The organism is Mesoterricola sp. JemC181, from assembly GCF_055384585.1.
In genome coordinates, this window is the sequence record NZ_AP045076.1 from 3676180 (window position 1) to 3693736 (window position 17557).

A 17557-nucleotide genomic window follows, 5' to 3' on the forward strand; every position below is an offset into this window, starting at 1 on the left:
AGACGGGGCGCGGTTCCGCTAATCTGGAGGAAGAATTCGAGGCGCCCATGACTCCGCTCACCCAATCCCCAGCCTGGAAGGCGCTCCAAAGTCACCACCAGGAGATCCGGGGCCTCCACCTGCGCAGCCTCTTCGCCCAGGATCCGGGCCGCGGCGAGGCCATGGCCTGCGAGGCCGCGGGGCTGTACCTGGACTACTCCAAGAACCGGGCCACGGCCGCGACCCTGGGCCTGCTCACGGCCCTGGCCAGGGAGCGGGGGCTGGCCGAACGCATCGCGGCCATGTTCCGGGGGGACCGCATCAACATCACCGAGAACCGCGCCGTCCTCCACGTGGCCCTGCGGGCCCCCAGGGGAGCCGTGATCGAGGTGGACGGCCGCAACGTCGTCCCGGAGGTCCACGCGGTCCTGGACCGTTGTGCCGCCTTCGCCGACGGCATCCGCTCGGGCTCCCGGAAGGGCTTCACGGGCGAGGCCATCCGCACGGTGGTCAACATCGGCATCGGCGGCTCCGACCTGGGCCCGGCCATGGCCTACGAGGCCCTGCGCGCCTACTCCGCGCGCGACCTGCAGTTCCGGTTCGTCTCCAACGTGGACGCCACCGACTTCACCGAGGCGGTGAGGGACCTGGACCCCCGCACCACCCTCTTCGTGATCTCCAGCAAGACCTTCACGACCCAGGAGACCATGGCCAACGCCGCCAGCGCCCGGGCCTGGTGCCTGGAGACCCTGAAGGACGAGGCGGCCATCGCCAGCCACTTCGTCGCCGTCTCCACGGACGCCGCCAGGGTCTCGGCCTTCGGCATCGACACCGCCAACATGTTCGGGTTCTGGGACTGGGTCGGGGGCCGCTACTCCATGGACTCCGCCATCGGGCTCTCCACCATGATCGCCATCGGCCCCGGGCGGTTCCGGGAGTTCCTGGACGGCTTCCACGCCATGGACGAGCACTTCCGCACCGCCCCCTTCGAGCGGAACCTGCCGGTCATCATGGGCCTGCTGGGGGTCTGGTACGCCGACTTCTTCGGGGCCGGGACCGTCGCCGTGCTCCCCTACGACCACTACCTGCGGCGCTTCCCGGCCTACCTCCAGCAGCTGGTCATGGAGAGCAACGGCAAGTCCGTCACCCTGGGCGGCGCGAAGGTGGACCACGCCACCAGCCCCGTGTACTGGGGCGAACCCGGCACCAACGGCCAGCACTCCTTCTACCAGCTCATCCACCAGGGCACCCACCTGATTCCCTGCGACTTCATCGCCTTCGCGACCTCCCTCAACCCGCTGGGCGGCCACCACGCGATGCTGCTCAGCAACGTCCTCGCCCAGACCGAGGCCCTGGCCTTCGGCAAGACCGCCGAAGCCGTGGCCGGGGAAGGCACCCCCGCCTGGCTCGTGCCCCACCGGACCTTCGAAGGCAACCGCCCCTCCAACGTCCTCCTGGCCCCGCGCCTCACGCCGGCGGTCCTGGGCAGCCTCGTGGCGCTGTACGAGCACGTGGTCTTCACCCAGGGCGCCATCTGGGATCTGAACCCCTTCGACCAGTGGGGCGTGGAGCTGGGCAAGGAGCTCTCCCGCAGGATCCTCCCCGAGCTGGAGGCCCGGGAGGAGCCCCTCCTGGCCCACGACAGCTCCACCAACGCGCTGATCCGCAGGCTGAGGGACGCAGCCCAATCCTGACGCCCGGCTCCTCAAATACAGATCCCAAAACACCTGCACGCCCGTTGACGAATCGGCGCAATGGTCTACCCTTGAGCCAATCCTGAGGAGAACAAGGCATGACGGACATGAAGCGCATCCTGGACGCGAAGGGCTACACCTTCTTCTTCATATCGGCCGAGGCCAAGGTCGCCGACGCCGTGCGCCTCCTGGAGCAGAAGAAGGTGGGCTTCCTGCTGGTGATGGACGGCGAGCGCATGGAAGGCGTCTTCTCCGAGCGCGACGTGGTCAAGCTCATGGCCCGCAAGGGCCCCGGCGCCCTGGACCTGAAGGTGGAGGAGGTGATGACCACCTCCGTCTACCACGTCGGCATCCGGACGTCCGTGGACGAGGTCATGGGCCTCATGAGCGAGAAGGGCATCCGCCACGTGCCGGTGATGGACGGCAAGATGGTGGTGGGCGTGGTCTCGATCCGCGACGTGGTGGCCGAGGTCGTGGCGGACCGGGAGATCACCATCAAGGGGCTGGAGAACTACATCGTCGGGACGGATTTCCGGACCTAGGCAAAGACTGGCTGGTCAAAGCCTGGGCCTGATGACGAGACACGCGATCGTGACCATGGCCTCATGATTTCGGGTGTGCTTCCTTTTGGCGAACAGATTCTCCACTGCCTGGCGCGCCTGGTGGAGGAAGGCTTCATGGTCGATGGGGGCCTTCCATAGCTTTGGGATTGCCGTCACACCCCAGGCTATTTGGCCGTCAGCGGGATCCGCCGTCCCCTCCCGAAGGCCCAGGGGCTCACCTTCAGGCTGAAGGGCAGCTGGCGCCGCTTGAATTCCGAATTCCGCAGCAGGGCGAAGACCCGGGGAAGCGCCGCCCGGGCCTGGTCCAGGGCCGGTCCGTCCAGCACGCAGGCCAGGTCCTCGAAGACAAGCTCCTCCTCCCGCCTCGCCTCCAGCAGGATCCCCAGGATCGCGTCCAGCTGGGCGTAGGGCATCAGGCTGGCCTCGTCGGTCTGGTCCGGCCTGAGCTCGGCGGTGGGCCTGCGGTTCAGGATGCCCGCGGGGATGGCGTCGCCCAGGTCCCTGGCCAGCGCGAAGACCCGCGCCTTGAGGCAGTCCCCCAGGATGCCGAAGGCGCCGATGCCGTCGCCGTAGAGGGTGAAGTAGCCGGTGGCGGCCTCGCTCTTGTTGCCGGTGTTCAGCACGGCGACGCGGGTGGTGCCCAGGAGGCGGTGCACGGCGGGTTCCGAGGTGGCGCCCATGAGGAGCATGCCCCGGCAGCGGCTCTGGAAGTTCTCGTCGGTGAGGCCGAACTGCCGGTCCGGGAAGGCGGCCTCCAGGGCCTTGGCGGCCCCCGTGAAGGGCAGGCCGGCATCCAGCTCCAGGAAGGGGATGCCCAGCACCCGGGCCTGCTCCCGGGCCAGGGAGAGGCTCTCCTGGCTGGTGTAGGACGTGGGCAGCGCGATGCCCAGCACCCGCTCCGGGCCCAGGCTCCCGGCGGCCATCGCGGCCACCACGGAGCTGTCGATGCCGCCCGACAGGCCCACCACGGCCGCCTCCAGGCCCTGCTTGTCCATGTTCTCCCGCAGGCCGGTGCCCAGGGCCCGGCGCAGCCAGGCCTCCTCGCTGGGTTCGGCCGGCCAGGGCGAGCCGGGCACGGAGGTGTCGGTCATGACCACCCCCTCCTTGAAGAACTCGTCCCGCTGCCAGGTGCCGTCGGGCAGCACGAGCCCCGAGCCGCCGTCGAAGGTGAGCCAGCTCTCCGAACCCACGCGGCTCGCGTAGGCGATGGGGAGCCCGTGCCGGGAGGCGTGGCCCTGGAGGAGCCTCTTGCGCAGGGCCAGCTTGGAGGGCGCGGCCCACGGGGCGGTGCGGCCCGGGGGCAGGAAGCTGCCCAGGTGGCCGGGGCTGGCGGAGGCGTTGAGGATGAGGGTGGCCCCCTGCTCCGCCAGATCCGCGATGGGGTCGAAGGCGTAGCGGATGGGACCCGGGGCGAGCTCGGCGTTGGCCCACAGGTCCTCGCAGACCGACAGGCCCACCTGCTCGCCCCGGTACGCCACCAGCGCCTGGCGCCCGTGGTCGGCCTCGAAGTACCGGCTCTCGTCGAACACGTCGTAGGCGGGCAGGATGCGCTTGCGGGCCACGGTGCGCACCCGGCCCTCCTCGCACCACCACAGCTCGTTCCAGAGGCGGCCCGTGGGCGACGGGCTGCAGGTGCCGAACACCAGGGGCACGGCCCCGGCGAGCGCGGCCAGGCGCTCCGATTCCCGGGTCACGGCCCGGCGCAGCCCGGCCTCCCACAGGCGGTCCTCGGCCAGGTAGCCGCCCACGGCCATCTCGGCCGAGAGGACGAGGTCGGCCCCCAGGGACAGGGCCTCCCGGTAGGCGTCCTCCAGGGCGCGGCCGTTGGCTTCCGGGTCGCCCAGGCGGGAGTTGAGCTGGAGGAGGGCGATGCGCATCCCTAGAGAATAACGCGTTCAGTCCCGGGGCGGCTCCTCCGGCCAGGGGGAGGGCTCGAGGATGCCCCATCTCCTCTGGTACCAGACTTCTTCAAGGTAGAGGCCGTGGGGGGGGGCGGTGATGCCGGCCCTGGAGCGGTCCCGGGCCTCCAGCATGGCGGGCACGTCCTGCGCCCGGTAGCGGCCCTTGCCCACCTCCATGAGGGTCCCCGCCAGGATGCGCACCATGTGCATGAGGAACCGGTTCCCCTCGAAGACGAGGTCCAGGGCCGGCCCCCGCCCTTCCATGCGGATGGCGTAGATCTCCTTGACGGGGGACAGGGCGGCGCACTCCTGGTGCCTGAAGCTGGAGAAGTCGTGGACCCCCTCCAGGTGCGCGCAGGCCTCGGCCATGGCGCCGCGGTCCAGGGGCTGGGCGCCGTGCACGTGCCAGCGCCGCTGGTGCAGGAACGGGTCCGCGGCGGGGCCCTCCTGCAGGCGGTACACGTAGCGCTTGGCCACGGCGTGGGCCCGGGGGAAGAACCCTTCGGGGGCGGGGAGGACCGCCATGATCCGCACGTCCGGGGCCAGGTGGGCATTGAATGCGGCCAGGAGCCGGTAGGGGTCCCAGGGTTTCGAGAGCTGCACCAGCACGCCCTGGGCCCGGGCGTGGACCCCGGCGTCGGTGCGCCCCGTGCCCTGGGGCATGGGGGCGCCGGGCTCGAAGGTGCGCAGGGCCTTCCACAGATCCCCCTGGACGCTGCGCAGGGTCGACTGGATCTGGAACCCGGAAAAGCCCGTGCCCACGTAGGCACAGCGGAGGAAATAAGGGTAGGCCATGGGTCCATTCTATCCCCACGGCGCGGATTCCCCATACGGGCGGTCTTCGGGGCACCGCCCCCCCCTGGAGCCGCGTGGAATCAGCATATGTAATTCCTGCTTGGGTTATGACCCTTGGTATGGGCCAGTCGAAGGGGTGGCCCGGTACCTAGACGTCCCATTGCCGCCATTCTTCAAAAAAAAAATCCCGGAAAGCCTTGACACCTTTACATCGCAGGCCTAACCTGCTGGTAGTTTAGTTGAAGACTAGAATCCATAAGGGTTTCAGGGCATTACTCCCTTTAGAACTGAGCACCGGCGGGTCTTCCCAAATCCCCCCCCCGCCGTTTCCTTTCCACCGGGGATACAAGTCCCCATTTTGGAGGTTTCCTCATGAACAAGGCCGAACTGATCAGCGCCGTCGCTGAGAAGGCTGACATCAACAAGTCCAAGGCCGCCGCCGCCCTGGATACCATCATCGCCAGCGTCTCCGCCGCCCTGCGCGCCGGCGACAAGGTCACCCTCGTTGGCTTCGGCACCTTCTCCGTCGCCACCCGCGGACCCCGCACGGGCCGCAACCCCCGCGACGGCGCGAAGATCAAGATCGCCGCCAAGAAGGTCGCCAAGTTCAAGCCCGGCAAGAAGCTCGCTGACGACGTCAACGGCAAGGGCGGCAAGAAGAAGAAGTAGGCTTTACCGATCCCCCCAAGCGGCCCGGTTACCGGGCCGCTTGTTTTTTGGCCGGGATTCCGGATCGCGTGCAAAATGGGACCGCTATCGTCCCCATTGCCCCGAACGGGTCAAATGCCCCGCTCCGCGTCCTTTCATGGGAATCGGGTCCTGGAAATGCCGGACCCGTTGGCAGGGGTGGCCTCCGCCCCTGGAATTGCTGGTTCGGTGCCAAGATTCAGGGCGAGGGCTCCCCCTTCCGATAAGATGGCTTGTCCATTTGAAAAGGTTCGGGACCATGGATCGGGAGCACTCATGAAGAAGATGATCATATTCGGCGGCATCGGACTGGTGGTCCTCCTGCTCCTGGGCGGGGGCGGGTTCTTCGTCTGGAAGAGCATGAGCGCCAAGAAGGTCGCCGCGGCCCTGCCCGGGGACGCCGCCCAGCACGAGGGGGCCGCGCCCAAGGAGGGCGAGGCCAAGGGCGCCGCCAAGGAGGAGGAGGACGACGAGGAGGAGGCTCCGGCCAAGGGCGGCGAGGGCGAAGGCGCCTCGGGCCCCCCGGTCATGACCCTCAACCGCCTCATCGTGAACCTCGAGGGACGCAAGAACGCCTTCCTCAAGTGCGACATCCACATCCTCTTCCGGAACCACGAACTGGGCAAGCTGGCCGCCAGCGACAAGCCCTCCCCGGAAAACAGCATCATCCGGTCCATGGTCCTGGAAGCCATCTCCGGCAAGACGGTGGAAGCCGCCTCCGACATGGAGACCCGGGAGTCCATCCGCCAGGAGATCAAGGAGAAGCTCAACGCCAAGTTCGCGAACAAGCACTCCAAGGAGGAGCTGGACAAGGCCAAGAAGTCCGGCAAGAAGGTCAAGCCCCCCATCAAGGACGTCCTGATCGTGGACTGGGCCCTCCAGCAATAGGGGGCAAGTCTGGCACAGCGGTTGCCGATACCTAGTCATGCGTCCGTTTCTTGACGGGCGCCCCTTCCCGGATCCCCATGGCCAAGCGCAGCGACAGGCTCGACACCGACCGCGTCCTCACCTTCGAGACGGTGATCGGGGAGCTGATGCCGTTCATCGACACCCGGTTCCGGCTGGAGATCCAGCTGGGCACGGCCACCATGACCATCCGGGAGCTCCTGGACCTGGACGTGGGCTCCCTGGTGGAGCTCAAGAAGAGCGCCGGCGAACCCATGGAGGTCCTGTGCAAGGGCCGCCCCGTCATGCGCGGCGAGGTCACGGTGCTGGAGGACTCGCTGGGCCTGCGGATCGTGGAGATCATCGACCCGCACCGGAAGGTCTAATATCCTCTATAACGTGACCGACGCCTCCTCTCCCGCCGTCCCCGTGGCCCTTTGCCTCGGTGGCATGGATCCGTCCGCGGGTGCCGGGATCCTGCGGGATGTCATGACCTTGGCGGCCCTGGGTGTCCATCCCATGGCCGTGAGCACGGCCGACACGGTGCAGAACGGCCTGGTCTGCCTAGCCATCCGGCCCCCCCGGAACCCGCTGCCCGTCTTCGACGCCCTGGTCCCGCACCTGGGGGGCGCCTGGGGGGTGAAGCTGGGGCTCTGCGCCCTGGAGCCGGGCACCCTGCGGGACCTGGCCACCCGCCTCGAGACCCAGGGGCCCGCGGCGCGCATCTGGGACCCCATCCTCGCCCCCACCTCGGGGGTGGGCCTCCACGATGCCGGCGGCCTGCGGGCCATGGCCGGGCTCCTGCTCCGCTCCGGCCCCTGGGTGGTCTCCCCCAACCTTCCCGAGGCCGCGGCCCTGGCGGGCCTGCCCCGGGACGCGGATCCTGCGAGCCTGGGCCGGCCCCTGCTGGAGATGGGCGCAGAGGCCGTGTGGCTCAAGGGCGGCCACGGCGCCGGGGACACGGTGGAGGATTTCTGGATCACGGCATCGGGCGCCCTCAGCCTCGGCCGCAAGGCCCGGCTTCCCGGGGACCGCCGCGGCACCGGGTGCACCCTGGCCGCGGCCTGGCTGGGATTCCGCCTGAGGGGCCTGGAGGGCCCGGAGGCGGCCTCGGCCGCCGCCGGCTTCCTGCGGGACGCCTGGGAGCCCGGGGCGCGCCCCGGAGGCCAGGGCCGGCCCTGCTTCGCACCCGCGGTGCGGGCGTGAGGCGCCAGGAAGGACGGGGCTGGCTGCTCCATACCGGCGACGACGTCCCCTACGCCGGCTGGGGCGGCGTGCGCGCCCTGGACGCGGCCATGTCCGTCGCCACGGCGCCCTGGGAGGGCCTCGGGGTGCTGACGGACCTGGCGGGGCGCCTGCCCCGGGGCTTCTCGCTCCTGTGGGACGGACCCGTGGACTGGATCCGGGAGCTCGCCCCCGAGGTGCGCCTGGGCTGGTGGAAGCTGCTCACCCACACCCCCGGCCTCACCCTGCACGTGAAGGACGAGGGCTTCGCCGACCTGTTCCGGGAACCGGCCCGGATCGCCTTCCACGCTCCCCGGATGCCCGGGGGCGAGCTGGGCCTGGCCTGGCGCCAGGGCCGGATCGCCTGGGTACCGCAGGATTCCGGAGCCTGGTCCCTGCCCGGCAAGGGCGGCGCCGCCGAGACGGACAACCCCGGCTGGCTCTGGGGCGAGCTCATCCTGCCCCTGGGAGCCGTGGAGCACCAGGACCCGGCGGAGCTGGCACGGTTGCTGGAGGACGCCCAGGCGCGCTCGGAGAAGGCCATCAGCCTGCGCATGGAGGCCGGCGCCTGGCCCATGGCCCTGCCCTTCCAGCGCCGGCGCACCGGCTGGCGCGTGTCCTTCCTGGGCGGCCGGGAGTGGCAGCTGTCGGGAGCCGACTGGGACCGGGCCGCCCAGGCCGTGCAGGCCCTCACCGCCCACCTGGAGAAGACCCTGCGCTGCCCCATCCACGCCGGCGTGAGCGCCAGCCACCGCGCCGCCGCCGACCTGGGCCGCCAGGCCATGAACGAGGGCCTGCCCTGGCGCGCCGCCCTGCCCCTGCCCCCCGCGCCCCCCACCTTCACCCCCGGCCTGGGCGCCGACCCGCGGGACCCGGTCTCCCTGGAGTCCCGCTGCGCCTTCCCCCGCGCCCTGGCCGAAGTGCTCCTGCCGCCCGAGGCGCGCCTGCGGGTGCCCGCGGTGCCCCTGGAGGGCGCCGTCCAGGCCTTCCTGGGCGCGCTTCAGACCCCCCCCTCCATCCGCTGGTTCCCCCCCGACGTGGAGCCCCCCGGCCCGTTCACGCCGGAGCGTCCCTGGGCGGCCCTCAAGGACTACCCGCCCCTGGCCGACACCACCCAGGTCCTCCAGCCTTCCCTGTTCGACGACCTCTAGTCCCTCCCTTCGTCACCTTGCGGGGCCGGCGGAATCAAGCTGCTCGATGACCTCGGGTGCGAGCTTCAGGCTGGCCACGCCGAGGTTTTCACGCAGGTGGATGCGGCTGGAGGTTCCAGCGATGAGCAGGATGTTGGGGGAGCGATGCAGGAGCCACGCCTGGGCGACCTGCATGGGTGTGACGCCGAGTGAGGCTGCGACCGAATCCAGGACGGAGGACTGCAGCGGGCTGAAACCGCCGAGGGGGAAGTACGGGACATAGGCGATGCCCTGCAGGGCGAGGTGGTCAATGAACGCATCATCGCCGCGGTTGGCCAGATTGTAGAAGTTCTGAACGCAGACGACGTCTGTCAGGGATTGGGCCTCGACGAACTGGTCCGGCGTGACGGTGCTGAGGCCGATGTGGCGAACGAGGCCCTGCCGCTTGAGTTCGATGAGCACGTTGAGAGGTTCCGCAAGGGATCCGGGCTCCGGCGCGAACATGCCGCCCATGCGCAGGTTGACGATATCGAGGGTTTCGAGGCCGAGGTTGCGCAGGTTGTCGTGGACGCTCCCGATCAGGTTTTCACGGGAACGATCGAGAATCCACGAGCCGTCATCCCCCCGGCGGGCACCGACCTTGGTGACGATGGTGAGGCCTTCGGGATAGGGATGAAGCGCTTCCCTGATGATCCGGTTGGTGATGTGAGGGCCGTAGAAATCGCTGGTGTCGATGTGATCGACGCCGGAGGCGATCGCCTCGCGCAGGACGGCGACGGCTTCGGGGCGGTCGCGGGGCGGCCCGAAGACGTGGGGGCCGGCGAGCTGCATGGCGCCGTAGCCGATGCGGTGGACCGCGATCGTCGTGCCGGGGAATTTGAAGGTGCCGGAAAGCTGGGTCCGTCTGGTCATGGGTGTGTCTCCGATCTCGGGTGACCCGCTGGGGTGTCCCGATATGGTAGGCCGTGCCGGCAAAGCGAAGATCGAGATTCGCTGGCCGGGAATGATGCCTGGGGATGGAACGGGGGGCTTGATACTCGAGGTGGAGGATGTCCGATAACACCTGCTGCGACCCATCCCAGCGTTGGCCCTGCCGAAACAGGGATTAACGCAGATATTTGGGATAAAAGGGGATGGGTTCTCCTGGGAGTTGCCACTTATCTTTGTTTGGAATTACTCCAGGTCTGCCGACAGGCCTAGTGTCCCCGGAAGATGTCGTGCGTCCCGGTCTCGTGCCGGTAGAACGCGGCGGTCACCTCCGCCCCCAGCATGAAGATCGCGCAGCTGTAGTAGAGGAAGACCAGCGCCGCCATGAGGCTGCCCAGGGAGCCGTACAGGATGCCCCAGGTGGGGGTGTGGATCAGGTAGTAGCCGAAGCCCACCTTGGCCACCCACCAGAGGAGGGTGGTGACCGCCGCGCCCAGGAAGGCGTGGCGGAACTTCACGTGGCGCCGGGGGATGTGCTGGAGGATGAGGGTGATGAGCAGGAGGCCCAGGCATGGGGGCAGGAAGGTGTACATCAGGATGGGGGAGAACGGGGCCTGGCGGCGCAGGCTCCACTCGAAGCCCGCCGTCAGGAGGATCACCAGGAAGGCCAGGCCCATGAGCACCACGCCCAGGCGCCGCAGCAGGTTGTGCTTGCGGGTCTGGCGGTGCACCTTGATGCGCAGGCCGAAGATGTGGGACAGGGAGCGGTCCAGCTGGTTCACGCCCCAGTGCGCGCCGACGAGGAGCACCACCCAGCTCAGGCCGATGCCGCCGATCTTCCGGCTGTGGGCGATGCTGTCGCTGATGAAGCCCTGGGGCAGGTAGGGATACATGGTCCCGATGGCCCGCTGCAGGGAGGCGCTGTAGGCCCCGCTGCCCAGCATCAGCACGAGCAGCTTGAAGAACAGCGTCGTCAGCGGGATCAGCGAGATGGTGAGGAAGAAGCTGAGGCTGGCCGCATAGGAGAGGCAGTCGTCATGGTGGTACTTCCGCAGGACTTCGCGGATGAAGGATCCCGCCTCCCCCAGGGGGGGGAAGGCCCGCGCGGCCCGGCCGTACAGGCCGCTGGCGTGGTTCGCCAGGCTCGTGCGAAATCCCAGGAGCGACTGTTCCATGCCCTAGAACCTGATGGGATGCTGGGGCAGGACGTACATCACCCACGCGAGGATGAGGCCGATGCCCAGGAGGCCCCCGGCGTACTTCAGGATGCTCTGGCGGGTGCGCTCGGGCCGGGACGTGGGCGTGAGCAGGCCCAGGATCACGGAGACCCCGACGCCCATGATGAGGAACTGGATCACGTGGCTGCTGAGGAATTTCACGGGGGGACCTGTGGGTTCGGGAGGTGGGAGGGCGCAGGCTCTGGGCCAGGACAACAGGGTATCAGCCCGTCAGGTGTTGCGCAGCACGTCCAGCCAGGCCTTGAGGACGAAGGCGGTGGCCCCCCAGAGGGGCGCCGTGGGCAGTTCCAGCCGGGGGATGTCCAGGGCCGTGCCCCGCAGCTCAAGGCGCTGCATCCCCCACGGGGCGCTCATCAGGGGCTCCAGGGGCAGGCGCAGGACGGCCTGGATCTCCGAGCTGAGCGTGAACCGGGGCTCCGGGTCCTCCCAGCGCAGGAAGAGCGGCGTGAACCGGGTGTGGGCCTTGGCCACCCCGTCGGGGAAGCACCCCATCTCCCACAGGCCGTCCTTCACCCCCAGCTCCTCCTCCAGTTCGCGGCGGGCCGTGGCGGTGAGGTCCCGGTCCCCGGGCTCGGCCATGCCCCCGGGGAAGGCCAGCTCCCCGGCGTGCTGGGGCGCGGTGGAGCCCCGCTGCACCAGCACCACCTCCCGGGCGCCCCGGGCGTCCCCCCAGAGCAGCACCGCCACCGCGGCGCGCCGGGGGTTCTCGGGCGTCCTCGGGGACAGCTTGAAGGGGTTCGGCCAGCGCTGGGCGATGCGCAGGCTCTCCTCCACCCGGGTCCAGGCCACGGGCTCGCCCCCGGGGGGCGGGACCCATCTATTTGATGGTTCCAAAATAGGACCCCCTGACGCGATCGACGGTGAAGACGCCCTTGAGCTTCCGGATCGTGCCCATGAGCTCGACGATGTGGTTGCGGTCCTTCACCCTCAGGGCGATGTAGAAGACCCCGCCGCCCTCCTCGGAGCTGGACCCGCTGAACCGCTGCATGTTGTGGCCGGCCTTCTGGATGGCGTTGGAGATGGAGGCCACCATGCCGGGGCGGTCCTCGGTGGTCACCACCAGCTCGGTGTTGAAGAGCCCCTTGGAGGCCTTGCCCCAGGCCACGCTCACCAGGCGCTCCGGATTGGGGGCCGACGAGCTGAGGTGGGGGCAGTTGGCCCGGTGGATGGAGATGCCGCGGCCCCTCGTGGTGTAGCCGACGATCTCGTCGCCCCAGATGGGTTTGCAGCACACCGCCAGGGAATAGAGGATCCCCACGTTGTCGTCCACCAGCACCGTGTCGTGGAAGACCTCGGGCGGCTTCTCCTCCTTGGCGGCCTTGGACGCCTCGGGCACCAGGGGCTCCAGGAGCTTGCGGCAGGTGATGCGGTTGAAGCCCACCTGGGCGTAGAAGGCGTCCCAGGAGGGGATCTTGAGCTCCTTGAGCCGGGCCTCCAGGGCCACGTGGGACTCGGGCGCGTCCAGGCGGATGCCCAGGGTGCGGGCCTCCCGGTCCAGGCGCTCCTTGCCGATCAGGATCGCGTGGGCCCGCTCCTCCTCGCGGATGTAGGTCTGGATCTTGGCCTTGGCCCCGGCCGACACCACCACGCTCAGCCAGTCGCGGCTGGGCTTGTGGTCGGCCCTCGTGAAGATCTCCACGCGGTCGCCGTTCTGGAGGGGGTGGCGCAGCGGCACCATGCGCCCGTTGACCTTGGCGCCCACGCAGTGGTGGCCCACCTCGGTGTGGATGGAGTAGGCGAAGTCGATGGGGGTGGAGTTCTCCGGCAGGCTGCGCAGGTCGCCCTTGGGCGTGAACACCTGGATGCGCTGGAAGCTGAGCTCGCCCTTGAGGTTGGCCACCAGGTCCCGGCTGTCCCGGGACTCCTGGTGCAGCTCCACCATCCGCCGCAGGAAGGAGGCCTGGTTGATCTCCTGCTTGTTGGCGATCTTGCCTTCCTTGTAGGTCCAGTGGGCGGCGATGCCGGCCTCGGCGTGGTCGTCCATGTCCTGGGTGCGGAACTGCACCTCGAAGGAGTCCCCGCCGGGCATGAGCACGCTGGTGTGGATGCTCTGGTAGCCGTTGTCCTTGGGCAGGCTGATGTAGTCCTTGAACCGGCCCGGGATGGGCTTGTAGAGGGCGTGCACCAGGCCCATGGCCGTGTAGCATGAGGCCCGGTCGGGGCAGAGGATGCGGTAGGCGAGCCAGTCGTGGATGTCGTCCAGGCTCTTCTCCTGGAGTCCCATCTTCTTCCAGATGCCGTAGAGGTGCTTCTCCCGGTAGAGGATCTCGGCGTGGATGCCCTGCGCCCGCAGGGCGGACTGGAGCGTCTTCTTGATCTCCTCCACCATGGGCGCGCTCTTGCTGCGCTTCTGGTCGATGACCTTGCGCATCTCCGCGAACCGCTCGGGCTCGAGGTTGGCAAATGCCAGGTCCTCCAGCTCGGCGCGCACGGTGCCCATGCCCAGGCGGTTGGCCAGCGGCGCGTAGAGCTCCAGGGTCTCCCGGGCGATGCGGCGGCGCTTCTCCTCCCGCATGGAGGCCAGGGTGCGCATGTTGTGGAGCCGGTCGGCGAGCTTGACCAGCAGCACGCGCACGTCCTTGCCCATGGCCACCAGGAGCTTGCGCACGTTCTCGGCGTTGAGCAGCGTGCGGTCCGTGAAGCTGAGCTTGCTCATCTTGGTGAGGCCGTCGACGATGTCGGCCACCTCCTCCCCGAACTGCTTGCGGACCTCCTCGATGGTCATGAGGGTGTCCTCCACCGTGTCGTGGAGGATGGCGCAGGCCACGCTCACCGCGTCCAGGCGCCACTCCGCCAGGGAGTCCGCCACGGCAAGGGGGTGGAAGAAGTAGGGCTCGCCGCTCTTGCGCTTCTGGGTGGCGTGCATCTTCTTGCCGACCTTGAAGGCCCGGTCGAGCAGCGCGGTGTCGCCGTCGGGGTGGTGGAAGAGGAACTTGGAGCGGACCTGGTCGTAGGCCCCTTCGAGAGTAAGGCACGAGCCCCCGCCAGGGGAGGCGTCATTCACGACCGTCGTTGTCATGCTCCTATCCCAATCCCCCTCGACTACGATATATACCATGTGCGCCGCCCCCCTCCTCCCCCTTGAAGATGCCCTCCGGATCCTGGCCGCCGCCTTTCCTCCCCCGGAAACCCCGGAAATCCGCGCCGACCGGGACGATCCGGCCCTGGACCTGAGCTCCATGGACGGAGCCGCCCTGAGCAGCCGGGACCTCGCCGCGCCCCGCCGGGTCCTGGGCACCCTCTTCGCCGGGGACGACCCCGCGGCCTTCCGGGTGGAACCCGGCACCTGCGTGCGCATCATGACCGGGGCCGCCCTGCCCCCCGGGGCCGACGCCGTGGTGCCCGTGGAGGACCTCGTCCAGGGGCCCGAGGGCCTGACCCCGGCGGCGCCCCCCCCGCCCGGGTCCAATGTGCGCCCCCGGGGCTCCCAGGCCCGGAAGGGGGACCTGCTTCTGGCCGCCGGCGCCGCGGCGGGAGCGGGCCGGGCGGGTCTCCTGGCCCAGGTGGGTATGCCGGCGCCCCCCCTCGCGCGGGTCCGCGTGGGGATCGTCCCCACCGGCGACGAGCTCACCGACCGCCCCGCCCCCCACCAGATCCGGGACAGCAACGGGCCCATGCTGGAGGCACTGGCCCACGCCCTGGGCGCCGACGTGGTCCGGCTCCCCCCCCTCCCGGACCGCCCCGAGGCCGTGCGGGACTTCCTCCAGGGCCTGGGCTCCCTGCAGATACTGGTCACCTCCGGCGGCGTGTCGGCCGGGGACAAGGACCACCTCCCCCGGGTCCTGGAGGACCTGGGCGCCCGCATCCTCTTCCACAAGATCCGCCTCAAGCCCGGCAAGCCCATGCTCACGGCCCTCCTGGACGGGCGGGTGATCCTGGGCCTCCCCGGCAACCCGGTGTCCTCCTACATGAACGCCCTGCTCTTCCTGCCCGTGGCCATGGCGGGGATCCAGGGCCGGCGCGCCCCCGACCCGTGGAAGGAGGGGCGCCTGGCCGCCGCCGTGCGCAACCCCGGGGACCGGCCCCTGCTCCAGCCCTGCCGGCGCGACGGGAAGGAACTCCATCCCCTGGAAAGCAAGGGCTCCGCGGACCTGGTGCGCCTGGCCCAGGCCGACGCCTTCGCGTGGGTGCCCGAGGGCGGAATGGAGGCCGGCCCGACCCGGTACCTGGACGTCCTATAGCCTGAACTTCTGCACCAGGTCCTTCATCTCCTCCGCGACCCCGGAGAGTTCCTCGGCGGTCCGGGTGATCTCGTGGACGGTGGCCGACAGCTCCGCGGTGGCCGCGGCGTTCTGCTCCAGGCGGGTGGAGGTGTGCTCCATCAGGCCCTTCACCTCCACCCCGGTCTGCCCCTGTTCCCGGGCGAGGCCCTCGATGCCGCGGATGCTGCCGGACACCTCGGAGATGCGGCTCCGGATGTCGTCCAGGCGCTCCAGGGTGGTGGCGACGCTCTGCACCCCGCCCTTCACGGCGTCCTGGGTCTGGCCGATGATCTCCTCGATCTCCCGGGCGGCCAGGGCGCTGCGTTCGGCCAGCTTGCGGACCTCCTCGGCCACCACGGCGAAGCCCTTGCCCTGGGCCCCGGCCTTGGCGGCCTCGATGGCGGCGTTGAGCGAAAGCAGGTTGGTCTGCCGGGCGATGTCCTGGATGACCCGGATGGCCTGGTTGATGCGGGAGGTGGCCTGTTCGATCTGCTGCATCCCTTGTGCCGCGCCCTGGCCGGCAATGGCGCCCTGGTCCGTGTCCCGCACCGCGACGCCGGTCTCCGCCACCGTGCGCCGGGTGTGCTCGTCCATGGCCTGGACGTTGCCCATGAGGCGCTGCAGGGCCGTCATCACCTGCTGTCCGGCCTCCCGCAGGGCCTCGCCCCCCCGGGCCGCGTCGTCCACCGTCCGGACCATCTCGTCGGCGCTGGCCGCGAGTTCGGTGCTGCCCGAGGCCACCTGTTCCGAGGCCTTCTCCACCCTGAGCAGCGCCCCGTTGAGGTCGTGGACCATCCCGTTGAAGGCCGACCCCAGCTGGCCGATCTCGTCGTCGCTGCGCACCTCGGTGCGGACGGTGAGATCCCCCTGGGCGATCCTCAGGATCGACCCGGACAGTTCAGCCAGGGGGGCCAGGATGACCCGCCGGACGAAGTAGGTGATCAGGGCGCTGATCGCCGCGAGCACCAGGAGCCCAGCCCCCAGGCACAGGATCCTGAGGTTGCGCACCTCCCGGCGCAGGGGCTCCATGGAGACGGAGACCCCGAAGGCCGCCACCAGGTCCCCCACCTTGCTTCCCTTGAACCGGTCGATGCCGAAGGCCTGGTGGCAGGTCACGCAGGATTCGGCGATCCGGGCCGGGGCGAAGGCCACGAGGTTGGGTCTGCCTTCGCCGTCCGTGAACTCCCGGGCCATCGACTCCAGCTTCGCGTCGCCCCCGAAGGACCGCAGGACGCTCTGCTCGTAGGCGCCCTCCTCCCCGGCCTCGGCCTTGTCCCCCACGATGACCCGGTGGAACTTCATGCCCCGGGAGCGGCAGTAGTCCTCCGCCTCCGAATGCATCATGGACCGGGAGGTGGTGGCCAGGGAGGTGAGGTGCTCCCGGAAGGCCTGCTCCGCCCTCCGGGTCTGGAGGGACCCGATGAAGAGCACCACCACCCCCACCACCAGGGCCAGGGCGCCGCCGACGGGAAGGAAGAACTTCAACGCCAGACCACGCTTGGCCATGGAAGGCTCCGGAGAAGGGCTTTGTGCTGATTATCGGCAATCCACAAGCGGCCCTTAATTTTTTCAAGGCCCGGACCGAAGGTCACTTCGTGGCCGGGTCGATCCGTTTCCGGGTCGTCGGCGTCATGGCCCGGCTGACGGTCAGTTCCACCCGGGGCGCGACCAGCACCTTGATCCTTCCCGTGGCCAGGGGCCGGAACCCCCTGACCATTTCGGGGCGCAGGAGGATGTGGCGCTGGATGCGCAGCATGCCTTCCTCGGGGAACGCGTCCTCCACATCGGAAAGCGTGGTCCAGCGGGTCAGGTACCTGTTCAGGCCCCGGAACGCCCAGACCCGGTCCTGGCTGAGCTCGAAATGGGTCACGTGGCTCAATTCCATGAAGATCTCCCCTTCCCCCGCAAGGATCGGAAACCGCGGGAGCGTGGGGAGAAGGTTGCGCAATTCGGAGGGGCTGAGGCGCCGGACCAGGCGCTCCCGGACCCGCTGGAGGCACTTGAACAGGCGTTCCTCGAAAACGGGCTTCAGGAGGTAGTCCACCGCCGAGAGTTCGAAGGCCCGGACCGCGTATTCCGAAAAGGCCGTCACGAATACGACCGGGGGGGGATTCCGCGCGTCGGCCAGGACCTCCATGCAATTGGGTCCCGGCATCTGGATGTCGAGGAAGATCACGTCAGCCTCGGCGGGCCCCTGGAGCCACTCCAGGAGGGCCAGGCCATTCCCGAGGTTGCCGACCACTTCGCAGCCGGCCTCCTCGAGGAGCCGCGTCATTCGTTCCCGGGCCAAAGGTTCATCATCCACGACCAAGGCATTCAGACGTCGCATGGG

General features: G+C 69.3%; 17 protein-coding genes. 8 read left to right on the forward strand and 9 right to left on the reverse strand.

Annotation, left to right across the window (positions count from 1 at the left end):
- The first annotated feature begins 47 nt into the window (after window positions 1-47).
- Both pgi and ACZ5MC_RS16280 read left to right on the forward strand, forming a co-directional pair.
- Window positions 48-1673, forward strand: a complete 1626-nt coding sequence (gene pgi, locus ACZ5MC_RS16275) for a glucose-6-phosphate isomerase (protein WP_464516280.1) — start codon at window positions 48-50, stop codon at window positions 1671-1673.
- Between the two features lie 98 nt (window positions 1674-1771).
- Window positions 1772-2215, forward strand: coding sequence for a CBS domain-containing protein (locus ACZ5MC_RS16280; protein ID WP_306601528.1), 444 nt, complete (start codon window positions 1772-1774; stop codon window positions 2213-2215).
- Between the two features lie 185 nt (window positions 2216-2400).
- Here the strand turns inward: ACZ5MC_RS16280 and nadE are convergent, their stop codons facing one another.
- Together nadE and ACZ5MC_RS16290 are read right to left on the reverse strand one after the other, a co-directional pair.
- Entirely contained in the window at window positions 2401-4113 is a 1713-nt protein-coding gene (nadE, locus tag ACZ5MC_RS16285) for an NAD(+) synthase (protein ID WP_464516281.1), read from the reverse strand.
- A gap of 18 nt (window positions 4114-4131) precedes the next feature.
- The gene (locus ACZ5MC_RS16290; protein ID WP_306601530.1) at window positions 4132-4932 is read right to left on the reverse strand and encodes a tRNA pseudouridine synthase A; all 801 of its coding nucleotides are present in this window, start codon (window positions 4930-4932) and stop codon (window positions 4132-4134) included.
- A gap of 372 nt (window positions 4933-5304) precedes the next feature.
- Between ACZ5MC_RS16290 and ACZ5MC_RS16295 the strand changes: the two genes are divergently transcribed.
- The 5 genes from ACZ5MC_RS16295 to ACZ5MC_RS16315 all read left to right on the forward strand — a co-directional run bounded on the left by ACZ5MC_RS16295 (window position 5305) and on the right by ACZ5MC_RS16315 (window position 8879).
- The gene (locus ACZ5MC_RS16295; protein ID WP_243333269.1) at window positions 5305-5601 is read left to right on the forward strand and encodes an HU family DNA-binding protein; all 297 of its coding nucleotides are present in this window, start codon (window positions 5305-5307) and stop codon (window positions 5599-5601) included.
- Window positions 5602-5895: 294 nt separating this feature from the next.
- The gene (locus ACZ5MC_RS16300; protein WP_306601531.1) at window positions 5896-6507 is read left to right on the forward strand and encodes a flagellar basal body-associated FliL family protein; all 612 of its coding nucleotides are present in this window, start codon (window positions 5896-5898) and stop codon (window positions 6505-6507) included.
- 77 nt (window positions 6508-6584) lie between these two features.
- Window positions 6585-6890 (forward strand): FliM/FliN family flagellar motor switch protein, encoded by a 306-nt coding sequence (locus tag ACZ5MC_RS16305; RefSeq protein WP_306601532.1) that lies wholly within the window; start codon window positions 6585-6587, stop codon window positions 6888-6890.
- A 64-nt stretch (window positions 6891-6954) separates the two neighbouring features.
- Entirely contained in the window at window positions 6955-7710 is a 756-nt protein-coding gene (locus ACZ5MC_RS16310; protein WP_464516282.1) for a bifunctional hydroxymethylpyrimidine kinase/phosphomethylpyrimidine kinase, read from the forward strand.
- Window positions 7707-8879, forward strand: coding sequence for a hypothetical protein (locus ACZ5MC_RS16315; RefSeq protein ID WP_306601534.1), 1173 nt, complete (start codon window positions 7707-7709; stop codon window positions 8877-8879). Before ACZ5MC_RS16310 ends, ACZ5MC_RS16315 begins: the two co-directional genes overlap by 4 nt.
- A 12-nt stretch (window positions 8880-8891) precedes the next feature.
- On the opposite strand, the gene ACZ5MC_RS16320 is transcribed toward ACZ5MC_RS16315, so the two are convergent.
- The 5 genes from ACZ5MC_RS16320 to ACZ5MC_RS16340 form a co-directional block, all read right to left on the reverse strand.
- A complete protein-coding gene (locus ACZ5MC_RS16320; protein ID WP_464516283.1) occupies window positions 8892-9770 on the reverse strand; it encodes an aldo/keto reductase family oxidoreductase in 879 nt (292 codons plus the stop codon).
- Window positions 9771-10054: 284 nt separating this feature from the next.
- A complete protein-coding gene (locus ACZ5MC_RS16325; RefSeq protein WP_306601536.1) occupies window positions 10055-10960 on the reverse strand; it encodes a YihY/virulence factor BrkB family protein in 906 nt (301 codons plus the stop codon).
- 3 nt (window positions 10961-10963) lie between these two features.
- Complete coding sequence (locus tag ACZ5MC_RS16330) at window positions 10964-11164, reverse strand: hypothetical protein (protein WP_306601537.1); 201 nt, start codon at window positions 11162-11164, stop codon at window positions 10964-10966.
- Between the two features lie 69 nt (window positions 11165-11233).
- The gene (locus ACZ5MC_RS16335) at window positions 11234-11812 is read right to left on the reverse strand and encodes an NUDIX hydrolase (protein WP_464516284.1); all 579 of its coding nucleotides are present in this window, start codon (window positions 11810-11812) and stop codon (window positions 11234-11236) included.
- Window positions 11813-11840: 28 nt separating this feature from the next.
- The gene (locus ACZ5MC_RS16340) at window positions 11841-14042 is read right to left on the reverse strand and encodes a RelA/SpoT family protein (protein ID WP_306601539.1); all 2202 of its coding nucleotides are present in this window, start codon (window positions 14040-14042) and stop codon (window positions 11841-11843) included.
- 37 nt (window positions 14043-14079) lie between these two features.
- Here ACZ5MC_RS16340 and ACZ5MC_RS16345 point away from each other — a divergent pair, with 37 nt between their 5' ends.
- Window positions 14080-15204, forward strand: coding sequence for a molybdopterin molybdotransferase MoeA (locus ACZ5MC_RS16345; protein WP_464516285.1), 1125 nt, complete (start codon window positions 14080-14082; stop codon window positions 15202-15204).
- On the opposite strand, the gene ACZ5MC_RS16350 is transcribed toward ACZ5MC_RS16345, so the two are convergent.
- Both ACZ5MC_RS16350 and ACZ5MC_RS16355 read right to left on the reverse strand, forming a co-directional pair.
- On the reverse strand, window positions 15199-16731 hold the full coding sequence (locus ACZ5MC_RS16350) for a methyl-accepting chemotaxis protein (protein WP_464516286.1): 1533 nt from the start codon (window positions 16729-16731) through the stop codon (window positions 15199-15201). The two genes, ACZ5MC_RS16345 and ACZ5MC_RS16350, sit on opposite strands and share 6 nt — an antisense overlap.
- Before the next feature lie 82 nt (window positions 16732-16813).
- Window positions 16814-17554 carry a LytR/AlgR family response regulator transcription factor gene (locus ACZ5MC_RS16355; RefSeq protein ID WP_464516287.1) on the reverse strand — a complete coding sequence of 247 codons (741 nt, stop codon included), beginning with the start codon at window positions 17552-17554 and terminating at the stop codon, window positions 16814-16816.
- Window positions 17555-17557 lie beyond the last annotated feature (3 nt).

What these genes read in the sequence shown, in the direction of transcription:
- pgi (WP_464516280.1), top strand. Translation starts at nt 48, where the DNA reads ATGACTCCGCTCACCCAATCCCCAGCCTGGAAGGCGCTCCAAAGTCAC.
- ACZ5MC_RS16280 (WP_306601528.1), top strand. Translation starts at nt 1,772, where the DNA reads ATGACGGACATGAAGCGCATCCTGGACGCGAAGGGCTACACCTTCTTC.
- nadE (WP_464516281.1), bottom strand. Translation starts at nt 4,113, where the DNA reads ATGCGCATCGCCCTCCTCCAGCTCAACTCCCGCCTGGGCGACCCGGAA.
- ACZ5MC_RS16290 (WP_306601530.1), bottom strand. Translation starts at nt 4,932, where the DNA reads ATGGCCTACCCTTATTTCCTCCGCTGTGCCTACGTGGGCACGGGCTTT.
- ACZ5MC_RS16295 (WP_243333269.1), top strand. Translation starts at nt 5,305, where the DNA reads ATGAACAAGGCCGAACTGATCAGCGCCGTCGCTGAGAAGGCTGACATC.
- ACZ5MC_RS16300 (WP_306601531.1), top strand. Translation starts at nt 5,896, where the DNA reads ATGAAGAAGATGATCATATTCGGCGGCATCGGACTGGTGGTCCTCCTG.
- ACZ5MC_RS16305 (WP_306601532.1), top strand. Translation starts at nt 6,585, where the DNA reads ATGGCCAAGCGCAGCGACAGGCTCGACACCGACCGCGTCCTCACCTTC.
- ACZ5MC_RS16310 (WP_464516282.1), top strand. Translation starts at nt 6,955, where the DNA reads ATGGATCCGTCCGCGGGTGCCGGGATCCTGCGGGATGTCATGACCTTG.
- ACZ5MC_RS16320 (WP_464516283.1), bottom strand. Translation starts at nt 9,770, where the DNA reads ATGACCAGACGGACCCAGCTTTCCGGCACCTTCAAATTCCCCGGCACG.
- ACZ5MC_RS16325 (WP_306601536.1), bottom strand. Translation starts at nt 10,960, where the DNA reads ATGGAACAGTCGCTCCTGGGATTTCGCACGAGCCTGGCGAACCACGCC.
- ACZ5MC_RS16340 (WP_306601539.1), bottom strand. Translation starts at nt 14,042, where the DNA reads ATGACAACGACGGTCGTGAATGACGCCTCCCCTGGCGGGGGCTCGTGC.
- ACZ5MC_RS16345 (WP_464516285.1), top strand. Translation starts at nt 14,080, where the DNA reads ATGTGCGCCGCCCCCCTCCTCCCCCTTGAAGATGCCCTCCGGATCCTG.
- ACZ5MC_RS16350 (WP_464516286.1), bottom strand. Translation starts at nt 16,731, where the DNA reads ATGGCCAAGCGTGGTCTGGCGTTGAAGTTCTTCCTTCCCGTCGGCGGC.
- ACZ5MC_RS16355 (WP_464516287.1), bottom strand. Translation starts at nt 17,554, where the DNA reads ATGCGACGTCTGAATGCCTTGGTCGTGGATGATGAACCTTTGGCCCGG.